Origin of the sequence: Streptomyces sp. NPDC050743, assembly GCF_044456925.1 — a bacterium.
GTDB lineage: Bacteria > Actinomycetota > Actinomycetes > Streptomycetales > Streptomycetaceae > Streptomyces.
On record NZ_JBITGJ010000002.1, the window covers coordinates 61022 to 87500 of the forward strand.

General features: G+C 73.2%; 23 protein-coding genes. 16 read left to right on the plus strand and 7 right to left on the minus strand.

Annotated features, from left to right (window positions below):
* Positions 1–59: 59 nt before the first annotated feature.
* From ACIBJF_RS02705 to cobI, 7 genes are read left to right on the plus strand one after another with little or no spacing between them, the layout of a single operon-like run.
* Positions 60–1025 (plus strand): cobalamin biosynthesis protein, encoded by a 966-nt coding sequence (locus ACIBJF_RS02705; protein ID WP_399171844.1) that lies wholly within the window; start codon positions 60–62, stop codon positions 1023–1025.
* The gene (locus ACIBJF_RS02710; protein ID WP_399171845.1) at positions 1022–2530 is read left to right on the plus strand and encodes a cobyric acid synthase; all 1509 of its coding nucleotides are present in this window, start codon (positions 1022–1024) and stop codon (positions 2528–2530) included. The genes ACIBJF_RS02705 and ACIBJF_RS02710 overlap by 4 nt, the downstream gene beginning before the upstream one ends.
* Positions 2527–6177 (plus strand): cobaltochelatase subunit CobN, encoded by a 3651-nt coding sequence (gene cobN, locus ACIBJF_RS02715; protein ID WP_399171846.1) that lies wholly within the window; start codon positions 2527–2529, stop codon positions 6175–6177. The genes ACIBJF_RS02710 and cobN overlap by 4 nt, the downstream gene beginning before the upstream one ends.
* Entirely contained in the window at positions 6174–8180 is a 2007-nt protein-coding gene (locus tag ACIBJF_RS02720; protein WP_399171847.1) for a putative cobaltochelatase, read from the plus strand. The genes cobN and ACIBJF_RS02720 overlap by 4 nt, the downstream gene beginning before the upstream one ends.
* Positions 8180–8779 carry a cob(I)yrinic acid a,c-diamide adenosyltransferase gene (gene cobO, locus ACIBJF_RS02725; RefSeq protein ID WP_399171848.1) on the plus strand — a complete coding sequence of 200 codons (600 nt, stop codon included), beginning with the start codon at positions 8180–8182 and terminating at the stop codon, positions 8777–8779. Before ACIBJF_RS02720 ends, cobO begins: the two co-directional genes overlap by 1 nt.
* Positions 8776–10125, plus strand: a complete 1350-nt coding sequence (locus ACIBJF_RS02730) for a cobyrinate a,c-diamide synthase (RefSeq protein WP_399171849.1) — start codon at positions 8776–8778, stop codon at positions 10123–10125. The genes cobO and ACIBJF_RS02730 overlap by 4 nt, the downstream gene beginning before the upstream one ends.
* The gene (cobI, locus tag ACIBJF_RS02735; protein WP_399171850.1) at positions 10122–10853 is read left to right on the plus strand and encodes a precorrin-2 C(20)-methyltransferase; all 732 of its coding nucleotides are present in this window, start codon (positions 10122–10124) and stop codon (positions 10851–10853) included. The genes ACIBJF_RS02730 and cobI overlap by 4 nt, the downstream gene beginning before the upstream one ends.
* A gap of 62 nt (positions 10854–10915) precedes the next feature.
* On the opposite strand, the gene ACIBJF_RS02740 is transcribed toward cobI, so the two are convergent.
* Entirely contained in the window at positions 10916–11650 is a 735-nt protein-coding gene (locus tag ACIBJF_RS02740) for a ZIP family metal transporter (protein WP_399171852.1), read from the minus strand.
* Between the two features lie 134 nt (positions 11651–11784).
* Between ACIBJF_RS02740 and cobM the strand changes: the two genes are divergently transcribed.
* From cobM to cobC, 6 genes are all read left to right on the plus strand, one after another.
* Positions 11785–12603, plus strand: a complete 819-nt coding sequence (gene cobM, locus ACIBJF_RS02745) for a precorrin-4 C(11)-methyltransferase (RefSeq protein ID WP_399171853.1) — start codon at positions 11785–11787, stop codon at positions 12601–12603.
* Complete coding sequence (cbiE, locus tag ACIBJF_RS02750; RefSeq protein ID WP_399171854.1) at positions 12600–13844, plus strand: precorrin-6y C5,15-methyltransferase (decarboxylating) subunit CbiE; 1245 nt, start codon at positions 12600–12602, stop codon at positions 13842–13844. Before cobM ends, cbiE begins: the two co-directional genes overlap by 4 nt.
* 196 nt (positions 13845–14040) lie before the next feature.
* Positions 14041–15747 carry a precorrin-3B C(17)-methyltransferase gene (cobJ, locus tag ACIBJF_RS02755; protein ID WP_399171855.1) on the plus strand — a complete coding sequence of 569 codons (1707 nt, stop codon included), beginning with the start codon at positions 14041–14043 and terminating at the stop codon, positions 15745–15747.
* Positions 15748–15752: 5 nt separating this feature from the next.
* Complete coding sequence (locus tag ACIBJF_RS02760) at positions 15753–16340, plus strand: precorrin-8X methylmutase (RefSeq protein ID WP_399172122.1); 588 nt, start codon at positions 15753–15755, stop codon at positions 16338–16340.
* Positions 16337–17272, plus strand: coding sequence for a sirohydrochlorin chelatase (locus tag ACIBJF_RS02765; RefSeq protein ID WP_399171856.1), 936 nt, complete (start codon positions 16337–16339; stop codon positions 17270–17272). The genes ACIBJF_RS02760 and ACIBJF_RS02765 overlap by 4 nt, the downstream gene beginning before the upstream one ends.
* The gene (cobC, locus tag ACIBJF_RS02770) at positions 17262–18317 is read left to right on the plus strand and encodes an Rv2231c family pyridoxal phosphate-dependent protein CobC (RefSeq protein ID WP_399171857.1); all 1056 of its coding nucleotides are present in this window, start codon (positions 17262–17264) and stop codon (positions 18315–18317) included. The genes ACIBJF_RS02765 and cobC overlap by 11 nt, the downstream gene beginning before the upstream one ends.
* Positions 18318–18326: 9 nt before the next feature.
* Here cobC and ACIBJF_RS02775 read toward each other — a convergent pair whose 3' ends face one another.
* Positions 18327–19163, minus strand: a complete 837-nt coding sequence (locus ACIBJF_RS02775) for a helix-turn-helix domain-containing protein (RefSeq protein ID WP_399171858.1) — start codon at positions 19161–19163, stop codon at positions 18327–18329.
* A 113-nt stretch (positions 19164–19276) separates the two neighbouring features.
* Between ACIBJF_RS02775 and ACIBJF_RS02780 the strand changes: the two genes are divergently transcribed.
* Complete coding sequence (locus ACIBJF_RS02780; RefSeq protein ID WP_399171859.1) at positions 19277–19870, plus strand: NADPH-dependent FMN reductase; 594 nt, start codon at positions 19277–19279, stop codon at positions 19868–19870.
* Positions 19871–19921: 51 nt separating this feature from the next.
* Here the strand turns inward: ACIBJF_RS02780 and ACIBJF_RS02785 are convergent, their stop codons facing one another.
* The 5 genes from ACIBJF_RS02785 to ACIBJF_RS02805 form a co-directional block, all read right to left on the minus strand.
* A complete protein-coding gene (locus ACIBJF_RS02785) occupies positions 19922–20824 on the minus strand; it encodes an SCO1860 family LAETG-anchored protein (protein ID WP_399171860.1) in 903 nt (300 codons plus the stop codon).
* A 160-nt stretch (positions 20825–20984) separates the two neighbouring features.
* Positions 20985–22076: an amidohydrolase family protein gene (locus ACIBJF_RS02790; RefSeq protein WP_399171861.1), complete on the minus strand. Its 1092-nt coding sequence runs from the start codon at positions 22074–22076 to the stop codon at positions 20985–20987.
* Positions 22077–22094: 18 nt separating this feature from the next.
* On the minus strand, positions 22095–22889 hold the full coding sequence (locus ACIBJF_RS02795) for an amino acid ABC transporter ATP-binding protein (protein ID WP_399171862.1): 795 nt from the start codon (positions 22887–22889) through the stop codon (positions 22095–22097).
* Positions 22886–23719, minus strand: coding sequence for an amino acid ABC transporter permease (locus ACIBJF_RS02800; protein ID WP_399171863.1), 834 nt, complete (start codon positions 23717–23719; stop codon positions 22886–22888). Before ACIBJF_RS02800 ends, ACIBJF_RS02795 begins: the two co-directional genes overlap by 4 nt.
* Positions 23716–24567: a transporter substrate-binding domain-containing protein gene (locus ACIBJF_RS02805; protein ID WP_399171864.1), complete on the minus strand. Its 852-nt coding sequence runs from the start codon at positions 24565–24567 to the stop codon at positions 23716–23718. Before ACIBJF_RS02805 ends, ACIBJF_RS02800 begins: the two co-directional genes overlap by 4 nt.
* Before the next feature lie 150 nt (positions 24568–24717).
* Here ACIBJF_RS02805 and ACIBJF_RS02810 point away from each other — a divergent pair, with 150 nt between their 5' ends.
* Together ACIBJF_RS02810 and ACIBJF_RS02815 are read left to right on the plus strand one after the other, a co-directional pair.
* A complete protein-coding gene (locus ACIBJF_RS02810) occupies positions 24718–25761 on the plus strand; it encodes a pyridoxal-phosphate-dependent aminotransferase family protein (RefSeq protein WP_399171865.1) in 1044 nt (347 codons plus the stop codon).
* A 78-nt stretch (positions 25762–25839) separates the two neighbouring features.
* Positions 25840–26379, plus strand: a complete 540-nt coding sequence (locus ACIBJF_RS02815) for a DinB family protein (protein ID WP_399171867.1) — start codon at positions 25840–25842, stop codon at positions 26377–26379.
* Positions 26380–26479: the final 100 nt, after the last annotated feature.

Below are 26479 nucleotides of genomic sequence, written 5' to 3' on the forward strand. Positions count from 1 at the left end.
GCTCGGCTGCCGAAGGACCCGTACCAGGCCCGCTCCTGCACCCACGGCCGGCTGAGCCGATGGGTGCCGATCGCTCCTACGCGTACGGCGCCGCCGCCGGCCTTCTCGGTGACCTGCTCCTCGGCGATCCGCGCCGCGGGCATCCGGTCGCCGCGTTCGGGCGTGCGGCCGCTGCCGTGGACCGCGCGTTGTGGCACGACCACCGCGGCTGGGGCGCCGTGCACACCGTCGCGTGCGCCGGTGGCGCCGTCGCACTCGGCACGCTGGCCGCACGCGCCGTACGCCCCTCCCCCGCCGCCTCCGCCGCGCTGACCGCCGCCGCCACCTGGGCGGTCGTCGGCGGCACCTCGCTCGCCCGGGAGGCCCGCACGATCGGGCGCGCCCTGGAGTCCGGGGACGTCGAGGCCGCGCGGGCGCGGCTGCCGCATCTGTGCGGCCGGGACCCGCAGGCGCTGGACGCCGACGGGATCGCCCGGGCCGTGGTCGAGTCGGTCGCCGAGAACACCTCCGACGCCGTCGTGGGCGCTCTGGTGTGGGGGGCGGTGGCCGGGGTGCCGGGGCTGCTGGGGTTCCGGGCCGTCAACACCCTGGACGCGATGGTCGGTCACAAGTCGCCCCGCTACCGCCGCTACGGCTGGGCCTCCGCCCGGCTGGACGACCTGGCCGGCTGGCCGGGGGCCCGGCTGACCGCCGTCCTCGCGGCCGCGGCCGGACCGGACCCGCGGGGTGCGCTGCGCGCCTGGAAGGCCGACGCCCATCGGCACCCGAGCGCCAACGCCGGGCCCGTGGAAGCGTCGTTCGCGGGGGCGCTCGGCGTCCGCCTGGGCGGAACGCTCTCCTACGGCGGCCGGGTCGAGCACCGGCCCGTGCTCAACGGGGGCACCGGCCGGGCCGTCGGGGTCGCCGACATCGACCGGGCCGTACGACTCTCCCGCCGCGTCGGCCTGCTCGCGCTCGGCGGCACGGTCGCCGCGCGCCCCCTCGCCAAAGGTCTCGTCAAGGTCCTGAAGGGACGTGGGAAGTGAACGGGGGACTCCTCGTCGCCGGCACCACCTCCGACGCCGGAAAGAGCGTCGTGACGGCCGGGATCTGCCGGTGGCTGGTGCGCCGGGGCGTGAAGGTCGCGCCGTTCAAGGCGCAGAACATGTCGCTCAACTCCTTCGTCACCCGCGAGGGCGCGGAGATCGGGCGGGCGCAGGCCATGCAGGCCCAGGCGTGCCGGATCGAGCCGACCGCGCTGATGAACCCGGTGCTGCTCAAACCGGGCGGCGAGCAGAGCAGCCAGGTGGTGCTGCTGGGCAAGCCGGTGGGCGAGTTGAGCGCACGCGGCTACCACGGCGGGCGGCAGCAGAAGCTCCTCGGCACGGTGCTGGACTGCCTGGCCGAGTTGCGGGGCACGTATGACGCGGTGATCTGTGAGGGCGCGGGCAGCCCGGCCGAGATCAATCTGCGCCGGACCGACATCGTGAACATGGGCATCGCGCGGAACGCGCGGCTGCCCGTGCTGGTGGTCGGCGACATCGACCGCGGGGGCGTCTTCGCCTCCTTCTTCGGCACCGTGGCCCTGCTCTCGCCGGAGGACCAGGCGCTGGTCGCCGGGTTCCTGGTGAACAAGTTCCGCGGCGATGTCTCCCTGCTGGAGCCCGGATTGGAGATGCTGTACGGCCTCACCGGGCGGCGCACGTACGGCGTGCTGCCGTTCCGGCACGGGCTCGGCATCGACGAGGAGGACGGGCTGCGGGTGTCCCTGCGGGGGACGGTCCGCGAGTCCTCCGTCGCCCCGCCGGTCGGCGAGGACGTGCTGCGGGTCGCCGTGTGCGCGATCCCGCTGATGTCCAACTTCACCGATGTGGACGCGCTCGCCGCCGAACCAGGGGTCGTGGTGCGGTTCGTGGACCGCCCGGAGGAACTGGCGGACGCGGACCTGGTCGTCATCCCGGGCACGCGCGGCACCGTGCGGGCGCTGGAGTGGCTGCGCGAGCGCGGGCTCGCGGACGCGCTCGTCCGAAGGGCCGCCGAAGGACGCCCGGTTCTCGGCATCTGCGGCGGCTTCCAGATCCTCGGCGAGCGCATCGAGGACGAGGTCGAGTCGCGGGCCGGCGCGGTCGACGGGCTCGGTGTGCTGCCCGTACGGGTGCGGTTCGCGCGCGAGAAGACCCTGACCCGGCCGTCCGGACAGGCCCTCGGCGAGCCGGTCGAGGGATACGAGATCCACCACGGGGTCGCCTCCCTGGAGGGCGGGGAGCCCTTCCTCGACGGCTGCCGGGTCGGTCAGACCTGGGGCACCCACTGGCACGGCTCGCTGGAGTCGGACGGTTTCCGCCGGGCCTTCCTGCGCGAGGTGGCCGCCGCCGCGGGCCGCCGCTTCGTGCCCGCGCCCGACACCTCCTTCGCCGCGCTGCGCGAGGAGCAGCTCGACCGGCTCGGCGACCTGATCGAACAGCACGCGGACACGGACGCGCTGTGGCGGCTCATCGAGTCGGGCGCGCCGCAAGGACTGCCTTTCATCCCACCGGGAGCGCCTGCATGAGCACAGTGTTGTTGTTGTCGACCGCCGACACGGACCTGCTGGCGGCCCGGGCCTCAGGCGCGGACTACCGCATCGGCAACCCGACCCGGGTGGACGTCGGGCAGGAGCTGCCGGGGCTGCTCGCGGGCGCGGACCTCGCCGTCGTACGGCTGCTGGGCGGCAAGCGCGCCTGGGAGGAGGGGCTGGCCGTCCTGAGGGCGTCCGGCGTGCCGACCGTGCTGCTGGGCGGCGAGGCCGTACCGGACGCCGAGCTGATGGCCGAGTCGTCGGTGCCGGCCGGTGTCGTGGCGGAGGCGCTGAAGTACCTGGTCGAGGGCGGTCCCGCGAACCTGCTGGAGCTGTCCCGGTTCCTCTCGGACACCGTGCTGCTGACGGGTGAGGGCTTCGAGGAACCGCGCAAGATGCCGGAGTACGGCGTCCACGGCTCCCACGAGCTCCAAGGCGGCTGGCCGACCGTGGGCGTGCTCTTCTACCGGGCGCACGAGCTCAGCGGCAACACCGCCTTCGTGGACACCCTGTGCGACGCGATCGAGGCGAAGGGCGCCAACGCCCTTCCGGTGTACTGCGGTTCGCTGCGGGGGGCGGACGCCGGGCTGTACGCGCTGCTGGGACAGGCGGACGCGCTGGTCGCCACCGTGCTCGCGGCCGGCGGCACGCACGCCTCCGAGGCGTCGGCGGGCGGTGACGAGGAGTCCTGGGACATCGGCGCGCTCGCCGATCTCGACATCCCTGTGCTGCAGGGGCTTTGCCTCACCTCCTCGCGGGCCGCGTGGGAGGGGTCGGACGCCGCCCTCTCCCCCATGGACGCGGCGATGCAGGTCGCGATCCCCGAGTTCGACGGCCGGCTGGTCACCGTGCCGTTCTCCTTCAAGGAGCAGGGTCCAAACGAGGTCCCGGTGTACGTGGCCGACCCGGAGCGGGCCGCACGGGTGGCCGGAATCGCCCTGCGGCACGCGCGGCTGAGGCACAAGCCCAACGCGGAGAAGAGGATCGCGCTGGTCTTCACCGCGTACCCGACCAAGCACTCAAGGGTCGGCAACGCGGTCGGTCTGGACACGCCCGCGTCGGCGGTGCGGGTGCTCGACGCGCTCCGGGACGCCGGGTACGGGCTCACCGCGTACCCTTCCGGCGGCGACGAGTTGATCCACCGGCTGATCGAGGCCGGCGGCCACGACGTGGAGTGGCTGACGGAGGAGCAGCTGGCGGCGGCGCCCGCGCGCGTCCCGCTGGCCGACTACCGGGCGTGGTTCGAGAAGCTGGAGCCGGACCTCAGGGACGCCATGGTGGAGGCGTGGGGCGAGCCGCCGGGCGGCCTGTACGTCGACGGCCAGGACATCGTGCTGGCGTCCCTGCGGTTCGGGAACGTCGTGGTGATGATCCAGCCGCCGCGCGGCTTCGGCGAGAACCCGATCGCGATCTACCACGACCCCGACATGCCGCCCTCGCACCACTACATGGCGGCCTACCGCTGGCTGGAGAACAGCTTCGGCGCCGACGCGCTCGTGCACATGGGCAAGCACGGCACGATGGAGTGGCTGCCGGGCAAGGGGCTCGGCCTGAGCGCGGGTTGCGCTCCGGACGCCGTCCTCGGCGACCTCCCCCTCGTCTACCCGTTCATCGTCAACGACCCCGGCGAGGGCACCCAGGCCAAGCGGCGCGGGCACGCCACCGTGGTCGACCACCTCGTACCGCCCATGGCGCGTGCCGACACCTACGGCGACCTGGCCAAGCTGGAGCAGCTGCTGGACGAGTACGCGCTCGTCTCCGACCTGGACCCGACGAAGGCACCGGCCGTCCGCGCCCAGATCTGGACGCTGGTCAAGGCGGCCGAGCTGCACCACGACCTGCATGTGGACGAGCAGCCGGACGACGACGCGTTCGACGAGTTCGTCATGCACATCGACGGCTATCTGTGCGAGATCAAGGACGTGCAGATCCGCGACGGCCTGCACATCCTGGGCGGCGGCCCGGTCGGCGAGCCCCGCGTGAACCTGGTGCTGGCGGTGCTGCGGGCATCCCAGGTGTGGGGCGGCCGGGCGAACGCCCTGCCCGGGCTGCGGTCCTGCCTCGCCGCCCACTTCGGGCTGGACGAGAAGGAGTTGCTGGCCGAGCCCGGCGCCCCGGTGAAGGTGCCGGTGGAGCTGACGGACCTGGTGGAGGGGCCGGCCCGTACCGCCTCCGACGCGGTCGACCTGCTGGAGCAGCTGTGCCGGCGGATCGCGGAGGGCATGGAGGAGCGGGCCTGGGACCGCACGGCCGTACCCGCCGTCCTGAGTGACGCGCTCGGCACCGAACTCCCCGCCGCCGTCGCGGTGCTGGAGTTCGCCTGCGACGAGGTCGTACCGCGCCTCGCCCGCACCACCGACGAGATCGGGAACATCCTGCGGGCCCTTGACGGCGGCTATGTCCCGGCCGGGCCCTCCGGCTCCCCGACCCGCGGTCTGGTCAACGTGCTGCCGACCGGCCGGAACTTCTACTCGGTGGACCCCAAGGCCATCCCCTCCCGGCTGAGCTGGGAGGTCGGCCAGTCGCTCGCCGACTCCCTGGTGCAGCGGTACCTGCAGGACACGGGCGCGTACCCGAGGTCCGTCGGCCTCACGGTGTGGGGCACGTCGGCGATGCGCACCCAGGGCGACGACATCGCCGAGATCCTGGCGCTGCTGGGCTGCCGTCCGGTGTGGGACGACGCCTCGCGCCGGGTCACGGGCTTCGAGGTGGTCCCGCTCGCCGAGCTGGGCCGGCCGCGCGTCGACGTCACGGTCCGGATCTCCGGGTTCTTCCGGGACGCGTTCCCGCACGTCGTCGGCCTGATCGACGACGCCGTGCGGGCGGTGTCCGAGCTGGACGAGCCCGCCGAGAGCAACTTCGTGAAGGCGCACGCCGACGAGGACACCGCCGAACACGGTGACCGGCGGCGGGCGACGGCCCGGATCTTCGGCTCCAAGCCGGGCGCGTACGGCGCCGGCCTGCTGCCGCTGATCGACGCCCGCAACTGGCGCTCCGACGCCGACCTCGCCGAGGTCTACGCGGTGTGGGGCGGTTACGCCTACGGCCGCGGGCTCGACGGGCGGGCGGCGCGCGGCGACATGGAGACCGCGTTCAAGCGGATCGCGGTCGCCGCGAAGAACGTCGACACCCGCGAGCACGACCTGGTCGACGCCGACGACTACTTCCAGTACCACGGCGGCATGGTCGCCATGGTCCGGCATCTGACCGGCGCCAACCCCGAGGCATACGTGGGCGATTCGGCCGTGCCGGACCAGGTGAGGACCCGCACCCTGGGCGAGGAGACCCACCGTGTCTTCCGGGCCCGCGTGGTCAACCCGCGCTGGATGGCGGCCATGCGCCGGCACGGCTACAAGGGCGCCTTCGAGATGGCGGCGACCGTGGACTACCTGTTCGGCTACGACGCCACGGCGGGCGTGGTCGACGACTGGATGTACGAGAAGCTCAGCGCGGAGTACGTCTTCGACCCGGAGAACCGGGACTTCATGAAGAAGTCCAACCCGTGGGCGCTGCGCGGCATCACCGAGCGGCTGCTGGAGGCGGCGGACCGGGGCCTGTGGGCCGAGCCGGACGCGCAGACCCTGGAGCGGCTGCGCGCCACCTACCTGGAGCTGGAAGGCGACTTGGAGGGCGACCAGTGACAACCCCCTTCCCTTTTACGGCCGTTGTCGGTCAGGACGACCTGCGGCTCGCACTGCTGCTGAACGCCGTCTCCCCGGCGGTCGGCGGGGTGCTGGTGCGCGGCGAGAAGGGCACCGCCAAGTCGACGGCTGTGCGCGCTCTTTCGGCGCTGCTGCCGGAGGTCGCCGTCGTGCCCGGCTGCCGCTTCTCGTGCGACCCGGGGGCACCGGATTCCGGGTGCCCCGACGGTCCGCACGAGCCGGGGCCGGGTGCGCGGCGGCCCGCGCGGATGGTCGAGCTGCCCGTCGGCGCCTCCGAGGACCGGCTGGTCGGTGCCCTGGACATCGAGCGGGCGCTCGCGGAGGGCGTGAAGGCGTTCGAGCCGGGTCTGCTGGCCGACGCGCACCGCGGGATCCTGTACGTCGACGAGGTCAACCTGCTTCACGACCACCTGGTCGACCTGCTGCTGGACGCGGCGGCGATGGGCGCCTCGTACGTGGAGCGCGAGGGCGTCTCCGTGCGGCACGCGGCCCGCTTCCTGCTCGTCGGCACGATGAACCCCGAAGAGGGCGAGCTGCGCCCGCAGTTGCTGGACCGGTTCGGGCTGACCGTGGAGGTCGCGGCCTCGCGCGAGCCCGAGCAGCGCGTCGAGGTGGTGCGGCGCCGCCTGGCCTACGACGACGATCCGGCCGGCTTCGCCGCGCGGTGGGCCGCGGAGGAGTCCGCCGTACGGCAGCGGATCGTCGCGGCGCGGGAGCTGCTGCCGCAGGTGCGGCTGGGCGACGGCGCGCTGCGGCAGATCGCGGCGACCTGCGCGGCCTTCGAGGTGGACGGCATGCGCGCCGACATCGTGATGGCGCGTACGGCGGCTGCGCTGGCCGCGTGGGCCGGGCGGACGGACGTGCTCGCCAAGGACGTGCGGCAGGCGGCGCTGCTGGCGCTGCCGCACCGGCGCCGTCGCAACCCGTTCGACGCGCCGGGCCTGGACGAGGACAAGCTGGACGAGACGCTGGAGCAGTTCTCCGGCGAGGACGAGACCGAGAGCGACGACGATCCCGACCCCGACGGTCCCGGTGGCGGCGGTGGGCAGCCGGCGCCCGGCGGCGGCCCCCAGGGCGGCGGGGACACCGCCGCGCGGCCCGAGGCCGGGGAGGGCGGGGAACCACAGGCGCCCGGCTCGACGGAGCAGTCGGCCGTACGGGCCGCCGAGCCGTTCCGGGCCAAGGTGCTGAGCGTGCCCGGGATCGGCGAGGGTGCCGCGGGCCGCCGGTCACGGGCGCGTACCGAGCACGGGCGGACCACCGGCGCCCGGCAGCCTCGGGGCGCGCTGACCAAGCTGCACCTGGCCGCCACCGTGCGGGCCGCGGCCCCGCACCAGCGGGCGCGCGGCCGGTCGGGGCCGGGGCTGGTGATCCGCCGCGACGATCTGCGGCAGGCGACCCGGGAGGGACGCGAGGGCAACCTCGTGCTGTTCGTCGTGGACGCCTCGGGGTCGATGGCGGCGCGGCAGCGGATGGGCGCGGTGAAGGGAGCCGTGCTGTCGCTGCTGCTGGACGCCTATCAGCGGCGGGACAAGGTGGGGCTGGTGACCTTCCGGGGGTCGGCCGCGGAGGTCGCGCTGCCGCCCACGTCGTCCGTGGACGCGGCGGCGGCCCGGCTTCAGTCGCTGCCGACCGGTGGCCGTACGCCGCTCGCGGCCGGGCTGCTCAAGGCGCACGAGGTGCTGCGCGTGGAACGGCTGCGGGATCCGGCGCGGCGGGCGCTGGTCGTGGTCGTGACGGATGGACGGGCCACGGGCGGACCGGAGCCGGTCGCGCTGGCGGGGCGTGCGGCACGGCTGTTCGCCGCCGAACAGGTCGCCTCCGTCGTCGTGGACTGCGAGTCGGGGCCGGTGCGACTCGGCCTCGCCGGGCAGCTCGCCGGTGAGCTGGGCGGTACGGCCGTCACGCTCGACGAGTTGCGGGCCGACTCCATCGCCGGGCTGGTCAGGGATGTGCAGGGGACTTCGAGGAGGGCCGCGTAATGCCGCAGGGGCAGCCGAGTGTCGTACCCGACGACGGTTTGACGACCCGTCAGCGCCGTAACCGTCCGCTGGTCGTCATGCACACCGGTGTCGGCAAGGGGAAGTCCACCGCCGCGTTCGGGCTCGCGCTGCGCGCCTGGAACCAGGGGTGGCCGATCGGGGTGTTCCAGTTCGTCAAGTCGGCGAAGTGGAAGGTCGGCGAGGAACGCGCGCTGCGGGTGCTGGGCGACAGCGGTGAGGGCGGCTCGGTCGCCTGGCACAAGATGGGCGAGGGCTGGTCCTGGGTGCAGCGGGACGCCCAGATGGACAACGAGGAGAAGGCCCGCGAGGGCTGGGAGCAGGTCAAGCGGGACCTTGCCGCCGAGACGTACCGGCTGTACGTGCTGGACGAGTTCGCCTATCCCCTGCACTGGGGGTGGGTGGACACCGACGAGGTCGTGGACGTGCTGCGGAACCGGCCCGGCACGCAGCACGTGGTGATCACCGGGCGCAACGCGCCGGAGAAGCTGGTGGACTTCGCCGACCTCGTCACCGACATGTCCAAGGTCAAGCACCCCATGGACGTGGGCCAGAAGGGCCAGAAGGGCATCGAGTGGTGACGTCGTCGGTGCCTCGGCTGGTCATCGCCGCGCCCTCCTCGGGCAGCGGCAAGACCACCGTCGCCACGGGGCTGATGGCCGCGTTCGCCGCGCGGGAGCTCGCCGTGTCCCCGCACAAGGTCGGGCCGGACTACATCGACCCCGGGTACCACGCGCTCGCCACCGGGCGGGCGGGGCGCAACCTGGACGCGTACCTGTGCGGGCCGGAGCTGGTCGCTCCGCTGTTCCTGCACGGGGCGCGGGGGTGTGACATCGCCGTGGTCGAGGGCGTGATGGGGCTGTACGACGGGGCGGCGGGCGAGGGTGAGCTCGCGTCCACCGCGCACGTCGCCAAGCTGCTGCGGGCACCGGTGGTGCTGGTCGTCGACGCGTCGTCGCAGTCGCGGTCGGTGGCGGCGCTGGTGCACGGGTTCGCTTCCTGGGATCCGGAGGTGCGGCTCGGGGGCGTGATCCTGAACAAGGTCGCGTCCGACCGGCACGAGGAACTGCTGCGGGAGGCGCTGGACCAGGCAGGGGTGCCCGTGCTGGGGGTGCTGCGGCGGGTTCCTCAGGTGGACACGCCGTCGCGGCATCTTGGGCTCGTACCGGTCGCCGAACGTCGCTCCGACGCCGTGAACGCGGTGACGGCCATGGCCGCACAGGTCGAGCGAGGGTGTGATCTCGAGGCTCTGCTGGCACTGGCCCGGAGTGCGGGAGCGTTGTCCCATGCCCCCTGGGAGGCGCCCGTCGGCCCGACGCAGAAGCGTGCGGTGGTCGCCGTCGCCGGCGGGCCCGCGTTCACCTTCTCCTATGCCGAGCACACCGAGCTGCTCACCGCCGCCGGTGCCGAGGTCGTCACCTTCGATCCGCTGAGGGACGAGCAACTGCCCGAAGGCGTCGCCGGACTGGTGATCGGCGGTGGCTTCCCCGAGGTGTACGCGGCCGAGCTGTCCGCCAACGAGCCGCTGCGCAAGGCCGTCGCCGAGCTCGCGCTGAGCGGTGCGCCCGTGGCCGCCGAATGCGCCGGGCTGCTGTACCTGTCCCGGGAGCTGGACGGGCAGCCGATGTGCGGGGTGCTGGACGCCGCCGCGCGGATGACGCAGCGGCTCACCCTGGGCTACCGGGACGCCGTGGCCGTCGGGGACAGCGTGCTGGCCGTCGCGGGGACGCGGATGCGGGGGCACGAGTTCCACCGGACCGTCGTCGAGCCCGGGGCCGGGGCCGCTCCGGCGTGGGGTGTGCGGGCGCCCGTCCGACGGGTCGAAGGTTTCGTACAGCAGGGCGTGCACGCGAGTTATCTGCACACGCACTGGGCGTCCCGGCCCGGTGTCGCCCGTCGGTTCGTGGAGAGGTGCCGGACGTCATGAGCAGCAGGCTGGTCGGAGTCGGGGTCGGTCCCGGTGACCCGGAGCTGGTGACCGTCAAGGGGGTCAACGCGCTGCGGGCCGCCGATGTCGTCGTCGTACCCGTGATGGACACCGGGGAGCAGGGGCGGGCCGAGGCGACCGTGCTGCACTACGTGCCCGGGGACAAGGTGGTCCGGGTGGTGTTCGCGCTGAACGAGCGGACCGACCGGGCGCGCCGGGAGGCCGCCTGGGACGCGGCGGGCGAGCGGGTCGCCGAGCTGCTGAAGCGGCACGCGTCCGTCGCCTTCGCCACCATCGGCGATCCCAATGTGTACTCGACGTTCACCTATCTCGCGCAGACCGTCGCCGCCCTGGTGCCGGGTGTCGTCGTGGAGACCGTGCCCGGGATCACCGCCATGCAGGATCTGGCGGCCCGCTCCGGTGCCGTGCTGACCGAGGGCACCGAGCCGCTGACGCTGGTGCCGGTGACCGCCGGGTCCGCCGTGCTCAAGGAGGCGCTGGCCGGGCCGGGGACCGTCGTCGCGTACAAGTTCGGGCGGCAGGCCGCCGAGGTCGCCGAGGCGCTTGCGGAGACCGGGCGGCTGGCCGATGCCGTGTGGGGCTCGGCGCTGGGGCTGCCGGAGGAGTCGGTGCGGCAGGCCGCCGAGCTGGACGGGGCGCCGCTGCCGTATCTGTCGACGCTGATCGCGCCGCCGCGGCGGGACGGCGGACGGGGCGGGAAGCTGTGAGGCGGCCGGGGCGGCCGGCCGGGGCGGCCACCGGGGACGGCGGCCGCCGGGCACCGGTCCGTTCAGCCGCCGGACAGACCCACCACCAGCCAGATGAACGCCGCGCCCGCCACCGTGCACAGCAGGGTGGAGCGCGCGGGGTGCTCGTGGTGGGCCTCGGGCAGGATCTCGGCGGCGGCGAGATAGAGCAGGACGCCCCCGAAGAGGCCCAGGTAGCCGCCGAGGAGCGCTTCGGGGATGTGGAAGAAGGCGGTCGACAGCGCCCCCACCACGGGTGCGCAGGCGTCGGCCACCAGCATCGCGATCGCCCGGCGGCGGGCGTTGCCGTACAGGCTCGTGATGGTGAAGGTGTTGAAGCCGTCGGCGAAGTCGTGCGCGATCACGGCGAGCGCCACGGCGGCGCCCATGCCGCCGCCCACCTGGAAGGCCGCGCCGATCGCCACGCCGTCCATCGCGCTGTGGCCGACCATCGCGCCGGCCGCCGTCAGCCCCACCTCGGGCGCCCGGTGGTTGTGCCCCTCGGCGCCGCCGTGCGCGGCCTGGCGGGCGGCCAGGGTCCGTTCCACCAGGTGGGCCAGGAGGAAGCCGGCCACGAACAGCAGCAGGGCGGCGGGGACGCCGAAGATCTCGCGGCCGGCCGCGCGCAGCGCCTCCGGCAGCAGGTCCAGGCCGACCACGCCCAGCATCAGGCCGCCGGCCAGTCCCAGGACGAGATGGCGACGGTCGGTCACGCGCTGTGCCGTCCAGCCGCCGGCCAGCGTCATCAGGAACGCGCCGAGCGCGACGAAGACCGCCATAGGCCCTTGCTATCCGATGGAGGCACCTTCGCGCACATCCGGCGCCGCACACACCCCACCAGACCCTGACATTTCACCGATTCCGACTTGCGTTTCCGCAGTTTCCAGAGCTTCCGTACGAGAGGACCCTTCCCATGGCCGATGCCCCCACCGGCAAGGTGACGTTCGTCGGTGCCGGCCCCGGCGCCGCCGATCTGCTGACGTTCCGCGCCGCGCGCGCCATCGCGGAGGCGGACGTGGTGATCTGGGCGGCGAGCCTGGTCCAGGCGGAGGTCCTCGAACACGCGCGTGCGGACGCCGAGATCCTGGACTCGGCGACCATGGCCCTGGAGGACGTCGTCGCGGTCTACCGGCGCGCCTACGCCGGGGGTCTGAAGGTGGCGCGGATCCACTCCGGCGACCCGGCGCTGTGGGGCGGCACGCAGGAGCAGCTGGACCGGTGCGCGGAGATCGGGATCGAGACCGAGGTCGTACCCGGGGTCTCGGCCTTCTCCGCCGTCGCCGCTCTCGCGCGGCGCGAGCTGACCATTCCCGAGGTGGCGCAGTCCGTCGTCCTCACCCGGCTGGGCGGCGGCAAGACGCCGATGCCGCCCGGCGAGGAGGTGCGCGAGTTCGCCCGGCACGGTACGACGATGGCGGTCTTCCTCTCCGCCGCGCGCAGCGGGCAGCTGGTGCGCGAGCTGCTGGAGGGCGGCTACCCGACGGACACCCCGGTGGTCGTCGCGTACCAGGCGACCTGGCCGGAGGAGCTGGTCGTGAAGTGCACGATCGGCACGCTGGAGGAGACGGTCAAGGAGCACAAGCTCTGGAAGCACACGCTGTTCCTGGTCGGCCCGGCGCTGGACGCGCACGGCACCCGCTCGCACCTGTACCACCCGGGGCACTTCCACGGGTACCGCAAGGCCGACCCGGAGGCCCGGCGGGCCCTGCGCGAGCGGGGGGCGAGCAGTTGATCACGGTCGTCGGTGCGGGGACGGGGGCACCGGTTGCGGAGGACCTCCTCGCCGGGGCCGCCCTCGTCGTCGGCGGGCGCCGGCACCTGGACGCGGTACGGCTGCCGGAGGGCGCCGAGCGGGTCGTGCTCGGGCCGCCGGCGCCCGCCCTGGACACGATCGCCGAGTATGTCGACAAAGAGCTTCCGGTGGTGGTGCTGGCCTCCGGCGACCCGGGGTTCTTCGGGATCGTGCGGATGCTGGCCGAGCGGTTCGGGTCGCGGCTGCTCAAGGTGCGGCCCGGGGTCTCGTCCGTCGCCGCCGCGTTCGCGCGGGTGGGGCTGCCGTGGGACGACGCCGTGGTCGTCAGCGCGCACGGCCGGGAGCTGCGTACGGCGGTCAACGTGTGCCGGGCGCGGCCGAAGGTGGCGGTGCTGACGGGGCCGGGCGCGGGGCCGGCGGAACTGGGGGCGGCGCTGCTGCGCGACGCGCGCGAACCGGGCCGTGTCCTCGTCGTCGTCTCCGCCCTCGGCTCCGCAGACGAGCGCGTCGAACGGGTCACGCCCGCCGAGGCCGCCGCCCGGGACTGGGGTGCGGCGGTGAGCGTGGTGCTGTGCCTGGACCAGGCGCGGGCGCTCGGGCCGGTGCGTACGGTCGCCGGGGTTCCCGCGCGGCCTTCCCGGTGGGCCCTGGACGAGGGCGAGTTCGCCCACCGCGACTCGATGATCACCAAGTTCGAGGTACGGGCGCTGGCGCTGGCCCGCCTGGGGCCGGGCCTGGGCGACCTGGTGTGGGACGTGGGCGCCGGCTCGGGCTCGGTGGCGGTGGAGTGCGCCCGGCTCGGCGCCGCCGTCGTCGCCGTGGAGAAGGCGGCGGACGGGGTGGAGCGGATCCGCGCCAACGCCCGCGCCCACGGCGTGGACGTGGACGTGGTGCACGGCTCGGCGCCCGAGGCCCTGGACGCGCTCGACGATCCCGACGCGGTGTTCGTCGGTGGCGGTGGGCGCGAACTCCCGGACATCGTCGGGGCGTGCGCGCGCCGCGCCCGGCGGACGGTCGTGGTCGCCATGGCCGCGCTGGACCGCGTACCGGCCGCACGCGAGGCGCTCACGGCCGCCGGGTTCACCTGCGACGGGGTGCTGCTGCAGTCGTCGCGACTGACACCGCTGCCGGGAGATGTGACCCGGCTCGCGGCGACCAATCCCGTGTTTCTGCTGTGGGGCGTCAGGCGCCCAGCGGTAAGCGAAGGAGTTACCGATTGAATCCTCTCCCCCGTCGGCGGGGGAGATTCCCGGCTCACGCTGCTCGTCGGTTCGATGAACCGCCGAGTCTGACGCGATCGACACCAGCCGGGTTGAAACCAGCCCGGTTTATGAAGTTGTTGGAGGTTACTGCTGTGCTGGCTTGGTTCTCGCTCAGCGATTCGCGACCCTACCAGTCACCATCCGGAGGCACCCGGTGATTGGACTCATTTCCACCACCGCCGCCGGAACCGTCGCACGGGACCGGCTGGCCGCGGCCTGGCCGGGCCGGACGCGGGTGTACGAGGGGCCCGTCGGGGAGGCGGTGCGGTCCGCGTTCGCCGAGTGCGAGCAGCTGGTGTGCTTCCTGGCGACGGGCGCGGTGGTACGGCTGCTCGCACCGCTGCTCGGCGACAAGGCGGCCGACCCCGGTGTGGTGTGCGTGGACGAGGGCGGCCGGTTCGCGGTGTCGCTGGTCGGCGGGCACGGCGGCGGCGCCAACGAACTCGCCCGTTCGGTGGGCGACTTGCTGGGGGCCGAGCCGGTGGTGACGACCGCGACGGACGCGGTGGGGCTCGCGGGCCTGGACACGCTGGGGCTGCCGTACGAGGGCTCGGTCGCGACCGTGTCCCGGGCCCTGCTGGACGGTGAACCGGTCGCGCTGGAGGCCGAGTTGGCGTGGCCGCTGCCGCCGCTGCCGGTCTCGCCGTGGGGCGCCTGCACCATCCGGCTCACCGACCGGGACGTCGTGCCCGGCGAACGCGAGGTGCTGCTCAGGCCGCCGTCGCTGGTGGTCGGGGTCGGCGCGTCCAAGGGTGCGCCCGTGGAAGAGGTCCTCGGGCTCATCGAGGGGGCGCTGCGGGAGGCGGGGCTCTCGCCGAAGTCCGTGGCCGAACTCGCCACCGTGGACGCCAAGGCGAAGGAGCCGGGCCTCGTGGCCGCCGCCGGGCGGCTGGGGGTGCCGCTGGTGACGTACTCCGCCGGGGAACTGGCGGCGGTCGAGGTGCCGAACCCCTCCGAGGCGCCGCTGGCGGCCGTCGGCACGCCGTCGGTGGCGGAGGCGGCGGCGCTGGTGCGCGGAGGTGAACTCCTCGTGCCCAAGGCGAAGTCGCAGGGCCGGCCTGCCATGGCGACCTGTGCCGTCGTACGGCGTCCGGGGCGCGGGCGGCTCGCGGTGGTCGGGCTCGGACCGGGCGCCCGGGACCTGCTGACCCCGCGCGCGGCGGCCGAGCTGCGCCGGGCCTCGGTGCTGGTCGGGCTCGACCAGTACGTGGACCAGATCCGCGACCTGCTGCGGCCCGGCACCCGGGTGCTGGAGTCGGGGCTCGGCGCCGAGGAGGAGCGGGCGCGCACGGCGGTCGCCCAGGCCCGCGAGGGGCATGCGGTGGCGCTGATCGGCAGCGGGGACGCGGGCGTGTACGCCATGGCCTCGCCGGCGCTCGCCGAGGCCTCGGACGACATCGACGTGGTCGGGGTGCCCGGGGTGACGGCCGCGCTGGCCGCCGGGGCGGTCCTGGGCGCGCCACTGGGCCACGACCACGTGTCCATCAGCCTGTCCGACCTGCACACGCCGTGGGAGGTCATCGAGCGGCGGGTGCGGGCGGCGGCCGAGGCGGACATCGTCGTCACCTTCTACAACCCGCGTTCCCGGGGCCGCGACTGGCAGCTGCCGAAGGCGCTCGCGATCCTCGCCGGGCACCGGGAGCCGACGACGCCGGTGGGTGTCGTGCGCAATGCGTCCCGGCCGGACGAGTCCAGCCGGGTCACGACCCTCGCCGAACTGGATCCGGCGACGGTCGACATGATGACCGTCGTCACCGTGGGCAATACGGCCACCCGGATCGTCGCGGGCCGCATGGTGACCCCGCGCGGCTACCGCTGGCAGGAGAGCGCCCAGGAACGCACCCAGGAGGGCGCCCAGTGAACCCTGTGGCCCGTGTGGTCCATCCGATCGAGCAGGAGTCCTTCCGGCGGCTGCGTGCCCGTCTGGACACCTCGCACTTGCCGCCGCTGACCCGGGCGGTGGTGGAGCGGGTCATCCACTCCGCCGCCGACCTCGAGTACGTGACCGATCTCGTTATGGACGAAGGCGACCTGGTCAAGGCGCACGCGGCACTGCACGCCGGGGCGCCGGTCGTCGTGGACGTGGAGATGGTCGCGGCCGGGATCACCCGCCGGGAGACGGTCTGCCGGCTGAAGGACGTCAGGTCCGGTCCGGGACTGACCCGTTCGGCCCACGCCGTCCGGCTCGCCTACGAACAGGTCGGACCCGGCGCCCTGTGGGTGATCGGCTGTGCGCCGACCGCCCTGGAGGAACTGCTCGCCCTGGACGCCTCCCCCGCGCTCGTCATCGGCCTGCCCGTCGGTTTCGTCGGCGCCGCCGAGTCCAAGGCCGCGTTGCGCGCGAGCGGGCTGCCCGCCGTGAGCAACGTGTCCGAGAAGGGCGGCTCGGCGGTCGCCGCCGCCGCGCTCAACGCCCTGCTGTACTACCCCGTTTCGTCTGAGGAGGCCTCGTGACCACCCCGCCCGCCCTGCTCATCGCCGGCCACGGCACCCGTGACGACGCCGGAGCCGAGGCGTTCCGCGACTTCGTGCGGCAGTTGCAGCTCCGCTCCGACATGCCGGTCGCGGGCGGCTTCATCGAGCTGTCCGCGCCGCCGCTGGGCGAGGCCGTCGCCGGACTGGTCGCGCGGGGCGTACGGCGGTTCGCCACCGTGCCGCTGATGCTGGTGTCCGCCGGGCACGCCAAGGGCGACATCCCGGCCGCGCTGGCCCGCGAGAAGGAACGGCACCCGGGGATCTCGTACGCCTACGGCCGTCCGCTGGGCCCGCACCCGGCGCTGCTGAGCGTGCTGGAGCGGCGGCTGGACGACGCGCTGGGTTCCTCCGGGCGGAGCCCCGGGGACCGGGCCGATGTGACGGTGCTGCTGGTGGGCCGCGGTTCGACCGACCCCGACGCCAACGCCGAGGTGTTCAAGGCGGCGCGGCTGCTGTGGGAGGGCCGTGGGTACGCCGGGGTGGAGACGGCGTTCGTGTCGCTGGCGGCGCCGGACGTGCCGAGCGGCCTGGACCGGTGCGCGGCGCTGGGGGCGCGGCGGATCGTCGTCCTCCCCTACTTCCTGTTCACCGGGATCCTGCCGGACCGGGTGCGGCAGCAGACCGAGGGGTGGGCGGCCGCGCACCCGGAGATCGAGGTGCGGTCGGCTGATGTCATCGGGCCCGAGCCGGAGCTGCTGGATCTGGTGCTGGAGCGGTACGAGGAGGCTGTCAAGGGCGATCTGCGCATGAACTGCGACTCGTGCGTGTACCGGATCGCGCTGCCGGGCTTCGAGGACAAGGTGGGGCTGCCGCAGCAGCCGCACTTCCACCCGGACGACGACGGCCACCACGGCCCCGGGCACGGTCACGGGCACCATCACGGGGGGCACTCGCACAGCCATGCGCACTGAGGGCACGGGACAGGATCTACGGCACCACGGGGACGCCGAGGTGCGGGACGACGGGGCCGCGCTGGTCGACCTCGCCGTCAACGTCCGTGCGGACACGCCTCCTTCGTGGCTGCGGGAGGAGATCGCCGGCTCGCTGTCGTCCCTCGCGGCCTACCCGGACGGGCGGGCCGCGCGGGCGGCGGTGGCGGCGCGGCACGGGCTGCCCCTGGAGCGGGTGCTGCTGACGGCGGGCGCGGCGGAGGCGTTCGTGCTGCTCGCCCGCGCGCTGAAGGTACGGCGACCGGCCGTGGTGCACCCGCAGTTCACCGAACCGGAGGCGGCGCTCAGGGACGCGGGGCACACCGTGGACCGGGTGCTGCTGCGGGAGGAGGACGGGTTCCGGCTGGATCCGGCGGCGGTGCCGGAGGAGGCGGACCTGGTGGTCATCGGGAATCCGACGAATCCGACGTCCGTGCTGCATCCGGCGGGCGCGATCGCCCGGCTCGCCCGGCCGGGGCGGGTGCTGGTGGTCGACGAGGCGTTCATGGACGCGGTGCCGGGTGAGCGGGAGGCGCTGGCCGGGAGGACGGATGTGCCGGGGCTGGTCGTGCTGCGCAGTCTGACCAAGACGTGGGGGCTGGCCGGGCTGCGGATCGGGTATGTGCTGGCTCCGGCGGAGATCGTCGCCGAACTGGAGCGGGCCCAGCCGTTGTGGCCGGTGTCTACGCCGGCGCTGGCCGCGGCCGAGGCGTGTGTCACGTCTCGCGCGCTGGCGGAGGCGGGGCATGCGGCGCATCGCATCGCGGCGGACCGGGCCCACCTGGTGGCGGGGCTGTCGGAGTTCGCTTCGCGGGGAGTGCGGGTGGTGGAGCCTGCGGAGGGGCCGTTCGTGCTGGTCCGCATGCCGGGGGCGGCGGCTGTACGACACCGGTTGCGTGACCTTGGCTACGCGGTGCGGCGGGGGGACACGTTCCCGGGGCTCGGCGTGGAATGGGTGCGGGTGGCCGTGCGGGACCGGGTGACGGTGAGCGGGTTTCTCTCGGCGCTGTCCGTTGCGCTCGGCTGAGAGGTTCCGCTACGAGATCGCCCTCAGCCTTCCTCGCGTGCGTGCCCGGAGTCCGGCCAGCGCCTCGCTCGTCTCCTCGTCCGCCGGCAGGAACACCACGAGTTGCTGGGCGTCCGCCGGGGCGTCCAGCGTTTCGCGGGTGAGGCGGAGTTCCGGACCTGCCGGGTGGTTCAGGCGGAGCACCCCGCGGCGCGGCACCGCGTGGCGGTTGATGCGGCGGGTGAACTCGGGGCCCGCCACGGGGGCCAGTTCCGTGCTGAGCCATTCCGAGCTCTCCAGCGACGGGCCGAGCCACAGGTCGAAGGCCTGCTCGTCGGCGACCTCGTCCCAGTCGGCGAAGAAGGCACGTGCGCGGGGGTCGGTGAAGACGTACCGGGTGAGGTTCGGGGCGTAGCCGTCGAGCAGCCCGGTGCCGGCGGTCACCAGCTCATAGCCGCTGGTGTGGGCCAGGATGTCGCCGAGGCGGTTGGTCACGACGGCGATGCCCGGTTCCAGCAGGCCGAGGGTCTGGCGGAGAGAGGGCCGGACGTCCCGGCCGGGCGGGGCCGGCGGGCGGTGGGCGGTGCAGACGCCGCCGGTGATCTTCGCGAGGTAGCGCAGGTGGTTGCGCTCGTTCGGGTCGAGGCTGAGCGCGTCGGCGAGGGCGTTGACCACGGACACCGAGGGCTTGCGGTCGCGGCCCTGTTCGATGCGGGTCAGGTACTCGACGCTGATGCCGGCCCGTGCGGCGAGGTCCAGCCGGCGCAGGCCCGGGGAGCGGCGCCGGCCGCGTTCGGGCAGCCCCAGTGTCTCCGGCTGGATGCTGTCGCGCTTGGCCCGGATGAAGTCCCCCAGTGGCGTACCCATGGGCCGAGGATAGGTCGGCGGCCCACGGTCGGTGGAGGGCTCAGGGTGGCCCTCCGGGGGCCAGCCTGGGCCCGGCCTGGTTACCTCGTGCCCGGCGGCCGATCGTGAGGGGCATGGAGAACACGCACAAGTTGCTGATCATCGTCGGAAGCGTCCGGGAAGGCCGGTTCGGGCCGGTCGTGGGTTCGTGGGTGGCCGAACAGGCCCGCGAGCACGGTGGGTTCGAGGTCGACGTCGTCGATCTGGCCGACGTCGACATTCCGTTGGCGCTGCCGGTGGAGTCGCCGAAGTTCGCCGGGGACGCCTACCCACGTCCGGCCGGGATGGCCCGGCTGACCTCGGCGCTGGAGGAGGCCGACGCGTTCGTCGTCGTCACCCCGGAGTACAACCACAGCTACCCCGCCTCCCTGAAGGCGGCCATCGACTGGCACTTCACCCAGTGGACGGCCAAGCCGGTCGCCTTCGTCAGCTACGGCGGCGCGGCCGGTGGCCGGCACGCCGTGCTGCACCTGGAGAACGTGCTGACCGAGCTGCACGCGGTGACCATCCGGGACGGTCTGGCCTTCCCGAACTACTTCACCGCGTGGCGGGACGGCCGCCCGCTGGACGAGCAGGCCCCGGGCTACGCCAAGACCCTGCTGGACCAGTTGTCCTGGTGGGCGGCCACGCTCCGGTCAGGCCGTAAGGCCGCTCCCTACCCGGCGTGAGCCGGGCCCACCGCCGCACGGCCGGGCGGGGAGCGGCACAGGGAGGTGGTGTCAGCCCTTGCGGCGCCGGGCCACCGTCACCGCTCCCCCGCCGAGCAGCAGCAGTGCCAGCGCGCCGCCCGCGATGTACGGGGTCGCGGAGCTGCCGCCGGTCTCCGCGAGGTCGGCCTGGGATCCCTGGGGCTTCACGTCGGCCGCCGGGTCGTGGCTCGGCACCGGGTGGCGGGTGGGCGGGACCGCCGGGGTCTCGCAGGTGGCCTTCGCCAGGGTGACCGTGCCCTCGACGTCGGCCACGTTGAGCTTCAAGGGGTTGACGGAGACCTTGAGTTCGAGGGCGGTGGCGGCGGCCGTGCGGGTCGTGGTGCGCCGCTGCGCGAGGTCGAGGCGGACCTCGCCGACGCCGGGCACCTTGACCTCGGTCGGGCCGCCGGCGGTGAGGGTGACGCGCTTGCCGAGGACCGTGACGGCGCCGAGGACGTTCGCGTCGGCGACGGGTGCCTTGCCGGCCTCGCAGGTGGCCTTGGCGGTGACCGTGCCCACCTCGATCAGGGACAGCAGGGGCAGGCCGGGGACGTGCATCCTGGCGCCGACGAGCCTGACCGAGCCCTCGGCGCGCCCGGCGGTCACGGTGGCCTTCGCCGACGCGACGTCCGCGCCGAGGACCGTGAACGGTCTGCCGCCGGCCACGCCGTCGAGCCGGGCGGACAGCGCGGTCCTGTCGGCGCTCTGCGGTGCCTGGACCTCGTTGAGGGAGACCGCGAGCGGGACGTCGACGGTCTTGTTGAGCAGGGACACGTCGAGCCCGGTGCGCAGGACGACGGCGGAGGCGCGACCGTGGTCACCGGTCGCGTGCGCGGCGCCCGCGCCCAGGACCGCGGGTGCCGCGGCGAGGGCGGTGACCGTCGCCGCGGCGGCGAGACGGCGTGCGGGCATGCGGGAGTTGTTGCTGTTCAAGGCGGTGGGACCCCCAGTGGAAACTTGCTTGGGACCCGTCAACCTTGTACGCACTGTGGGTGAACGGTCAGCGATCCTGCGTCACTTCACTCAAACGTGGATTTGCCGCACACCGATTCGAATCGGCAGGCACAGCCGTTCCCCTGCCCCCTGCGCGCACCTAGTCGATCACGAGTCCGTTCAGCACCACCCGGCGCGGTGCCGCCAGTACCCGTACGTCCGTACGCGGGTCGTCCTCGTACACCACGAGGTCGGCCGGCGCGCCCTCTTCCAGACCGGGTCGGCCGAGCCAGGCGCGGGCGCCCCAGGAGGCCGCCGACACGGCGTCCACGGCGGGGATGCCGGCGGTGACCAGCTCCGCCACCTCGTCCGCGACCAGACCGTGGGCCAGCGAGCCGCCGGCGTCCGTGCCGACGAACACCGGGATCCCGGCGTCGTAGGCGCCGCGCACGGTGTCGTAGCGGCGCTCGTGCAGCCGGCGCATGTGCGCGGACCAGCGCGGGAACTTGCTGTCGCCGCCGGCCGCGAGCTGCGGGAAGGTGGCGATGTTGACGAGGGTGGGGACGATCGCGACGCCGCGCTCGGCGAACAGTGGGATCAGGTCGTCGGTCAGGCCGGTCGCGTGCTCGATGCAGTCGATGCCGGCCTCGACCAGGTCGCGCAGGGAGCTCTCGGCGAAGCAGTGCGCGGTGACGCGGGCGCCCAGCCGGTGGGCCTCGGCGATGGCCGCCTCGACCGCCTCGCGCGGCCAGCAGGCGGACAGGTCGCCGAGGTCGCGGTCGATCCAGTCGCCGACCAGCTTGACCCAGCCGTCGCCGCGCCGGGCCTCCTGGGCGACGTAGGCGACCAGGTCCTCCGGCTCGATCTCCCAGGCGAAGTTCCTTATATACCGGCGGGTGCGGGCGATGTGCCGGCCGGCCCTGATGATCTTCGGCAGGTCCTCGCGGTCGTCGACCCAGCGGGTGTCGGAGGGCGAACCGGCGTCCCGGATCAGCAGGGTGCCGGCCTCGCGGTCGGTGAGCGCCTGCTTCTCGGCGGTGGCGGCGTCGACCGGGCCGTGGGCGCCGAGGCCCACATGGCAGTGCGCGTCGACCAGGCCGGGCAGCGCCCAGCCCTCGACGGTCCGGACGTCCCCGGCCCCGGCGGGGCGGTCGTAGGACACCCGGCCCCCGACCACCCACAGCTCGTCGCGGACCTCCTCGGGTCCGACGAGGACCCGCCCCTTCACGTGCAGCACCGCGCCATCGCTCATGTCCTGCACCCTAACGACCTACGGCCGGTCCTTCCCCACCTGGTCGGAGGTCTCCTCCTCGACCTCGGCCATCGCCGGGTCGAGCAGCCGGGACAGGAAGTGGCGGGTGCGCTCGTGCTGCGGGGCGCCGATGACCTGCTCGGGGCTGCCGTCCTCGACGATCACGCCGCCGTCCATGAAGACGACCCGGTCGGCGACCTCGCGGGCGAAGGTCATCTCGTGGGTGACGACCATCATGGTCATGCCCTCGCGGGCGAGCATGCGCATGACGGCGAGGACGTCGCCGACCAGTTCCGGGTCGAGGGCGGACGTCGGCTCGTCGAAGAGCATGACCTCCGGGCCCATCGCCAGCGCCCGGGCGATGGCCACACGCTGCTGCTGGCCGCCGGAGAGCGAGGAGGGGTAGGCCTCCGCCTTCTCGGCCAGGCCGACGCGGGCCAGGTTCTCGGCGGCGATCCGCGCGGCCGCCGCCTTGTCCCGCCCGAGCACCCTGCGCTGCGGGAGCGTGAGGTTCTCGGTGACGCTCAGGTGCGGGAAGAGGTTGAACTGCTGGAAGACCATGCCGATCCGGCGGCGTACGGCGTCGATGTCGACGTCCGGGTCGGTGAGCTCGGTGCCGCCGACGAAGACCTGGCCCTTGGTGGGCTCCTCCAGCAGGTTCACACAGCGCAGGAGGGTCGACTTGCCGGAGCCGGAGGGGCCGATGACGCAGACGACCTCGCCCTGATTGATCTCCAGGTCGATGCCGCGCAGGACGTGGTTGTCGCCGAAGGACTTGTGCAGGTCCTGGACGCGGATCTCGGGGCGGGTCACTTGATCTCCTTCTGGGCCTTGGCCTCCAGACGGCGGGCGACGAAGCCGAGCGGGATCGTGACCAGCAGATAGCACAGGCCCGCGACCAGGATCGGCGTGGAGTTGGCGGTGGTGCTCGCCAGGTCCCGGCCGAACTTGGACAGTTCGCGCTCCTCCAGGGTCACGCCCAGCAGCAGCACCAGGGAGGAGTCCTTGAAGAGCATGATCAGCTCGTTGGTGAGCGGCGGGAGGATGATCCGGAACGCCTGCGGGATGATGATGGAGATCATCGCGCGGGCGGGCGAGAAGCCCAGCGAACGCGCCGCCTCCATCTGCCCCTTGGGGACCGCCTGGATGCCGGCGCGGAACGTCTCCGCCATGTAGGCGGCACCGATGAGTCCGAGGCCGAGGGCGCCCTTGCCGTAGGTGCCGCCGGGGATCTCCGTGCCCGGGAAGGCCAGCGGGACGGCCACCGCGATGAAGACGAAGATCAGCAGGGCGGGCAGGCCGCGGAAGATCTCGATGTAGATGCCGGCCACCCAGCGGTACGGCCCCACGGAGGACAGCCGCATCAGCGCGATGACCAGGCCGAGCACCAGTCCGAGGACGAAGCCGGACACCGTGTACAGGACGGTGTTCTTCAGCGCCAGCGTGATGACGTCCGGCCACATCTGCTTCGCGATGCCGCCCTGCGCGAACTGGTTCTGCAGCCGGCCCCAGTCCGCCGTGACCGCGATGGCGATCACGGCGGCGACGAAGACGGCGTACTGGATGCCGCGCGACAGCCGGCGCTTCTGGCGTCGTGTCAGCCCCTGCTTCTTCGGCTGGAGTCGTACGTCCGTGTCGGTCATGAGGCGGCGGGAGAGGCCACGGAGGGGTTGTACGGGCCGATCCACTGCTCGTAGATCTTCTTGTAGGTGCCGTCGGCCTTGGCGTCCTTCAGGGCCTTGTCGATCGCCTCGCGCAGCGCCGTGTTGCCCTTCTTGACCGTGAAGCCGTACTGCTCGCCGGTCTTGAGGTTGTCGACGACCTTGAACTTGTCCGCGTTGGCCTTGTCCTTCAGCCAGCCCTGGACGACCGGGTAGTCGATGACGACGGCCTGGACCTGGCCGGTGCGCAGGCCGTTGAGGACCGCGTCGGAGGACTCGAAGGAGATCGGGTCGTAGCCCTTGCCCTTGACGTAGTCCTCGCCGGTGGTCTGCGCCTGGGCGCCGAGCTTCTTGCCCTTGGCCTTGACGTCGGCGAGCGAGTCGACGCCGCTGTTCTTGGCGGCGAGGACGGCCTGGGTGGCCTCGAAGTACGGGTCGGAGAAGTCGACGTTCTTCTTGCGCTCGGGCGTGATCGTCATGCCGGCGGCGGCCAGGTCGCACTGGCCGGAGTTCAGGAAGGCGCCGGTCTTGAAGTTCTCGAACGGCGTGTCGACGATCTGCTGCTTGACGCCGAGGTTCTTGGCGACGAGGTCGATGAGGGAGACGTCGAAGCCCTGCACCTTGCCGTTGATCTCCGACTGGAACGGCGGGTAGGGCAGGTGGGTGCAGGTGGTCAGCTGTCCGGCCTTGACGAGGTGGACCCCCTTGACGGTGGCACCGCCGCTCCCCCCGTCGCCGTTCGAGGAGCAGCCGGCCACGACGAGGACGAGCCCGGCGGTCGCGGTGGTGGCAGCCAGGAGGCGGGTCCGGCGTCCGAGGAGGGTTTTCATGGGGGGATCTTCTCTGTGGGGGAACTGTGGGTTCCGATTATAAGGAAGCATTTGAGTCTCTCAAATCAAACCGATGGTTACGGAGCCGTTGGACCTAAGATCGGTGGAGTTGCCCCCCGCGTTGACGCCGAGAACGAAGAGAGCACCACCGTGACCCACCCCTTCCTCGACCTGCCCCCGCTGAGCGCCGAGCGCTTCGCCGCCATCGAGGACGGGGTCGCCCGGCTGCTGGACACCCGGCAGGACGTGCTGATCACGCAGGGTGAGGCGCTGCTGCCGCTGGAGGGCGCGATCCGCGCGGCGGCCGGTCCGGGCACGGTGGCCCTGAACGTGATCACGGGCCCCTACGGGCAGACCTTCGGCAACTGGCTCAGGGACGCGGGTGCCACGGTGTACGACCTCTCCGTGCCCTTCCACACGGCCGTGACCGCGGACCGGATCAGGGAGGCGTTCGCCCGGCACCCGGAGATCGACTTCGTGTCGCTGGTGCACGCGGAGGCGGCGACCGGCAACACCAACCCGGTCGCGCAGATCGGCGAGGCGGTACGGGAGCAGGGCGCGCTGTTCTACCTGGACGCGGTCGCATCCGTGGGCGCGGAGCCGGTACTGCCGGACGCGTGGGGCGTGGACCTGTGCGTGATCGGCGCGCAGAAGGCGATGGGCGGCCCGGCGGGTGTGTCGGCGATCTCGGTGAGCGAGCGGGCCTGGGCCCGGATGGCGGCGAACCCGAACGCGCCGCGCCGCTCCTATCTGTCCCTGCTGGACTGGAAGGAGCGCTGGATCGACACCGGCCGCGCGGTGCTGCCGCACGCGCCGGCGCAGTTGGAGATGCTGGCGCTTCAGGCGTGCCTGGAGCGGATCGAGTCGGTGGGGCTGGATGCGGTGATGGCCCGGCACCGCGACGCCGCGCTGGCCACGCGGGCCGGTGCGGTGGCCCTGGGCGGTGGCCTGGAGCCGTATGTGTACGAGGAGAAGGACGCGGCCCCGGTGGCCACGACGCTCCGGGTGCCGGCGGGCGTGGTCGCCTCGGAGCTGGTGGCGCGCGCCCTGGCCGACGACCCGACGCTGCCGATCGCCGCCGGTGGCGGGGCGCTGGCCAGGGAGATGATCCGGGTGAACCATTACGGGGCGGACGCTTCGCCGGAGACCGTGCAGAGGTGTCTGGCGGCGCTCGGGGCGGCGCTCGGCGTCTGACGCCGGGTCCTGGGGGCCCGGCCCCCGGACCCCCGTTCGTGCCGGGTGGATGTCAGTGGCCCGTGCCATCCTCCCCGCATGACCACACCACGGACATCCCAGGCCCCGCACGCCCTCCCCGACGGCCGGCCCATCCCCCCGATGACCGGGTCCGAGCACGCCCTGCTGGAGGGCTGGCTGGACTTTCACCGGGCCACGCTGGAGCTGAAGTGCCGGGGGCTGGACGACGCGCAGGTGCGGCAGGCCCCGGCCGAGCCCTCGGAGCTGACGCTGCTCGGGCTCGTGCAGCACCTCGCCGAGGTCGAGCGGAACTGGTTCCAGCGGGTGCTGGCCGGTCGGGAGGTGCCGCCGGTGTTCGAGGAGGAGACGGGGTACGCCCTCGATCCGGAGCGGGGGCTCGAAGAGGCGCTGGCCGTGTGGCGGCGGGAGATCGCGTGCGGCCGGGAGCTTCTCGCCGGGCTGCCTCTGGACGGTACCGGGCGGATCGTCGACGAGCCGATGGCCGGTGTCGAGGTCAGTGTGCGCTGGGTGCTGATCCACCTCATCGAGGAGTACGCCCGGCACAACGGACATGCCGACATTCTGCGTGAACGAATCGACGGGGTCACCGGAACATGAATTCAATTTAGCTTCACAATTTCCGCCATTTTTCCGGGTGGCAGCTTCCCATCCTCTTCTGCCCGCTTTTTCCAGGGCTAAACGGGGAAGTTTCCTGGCG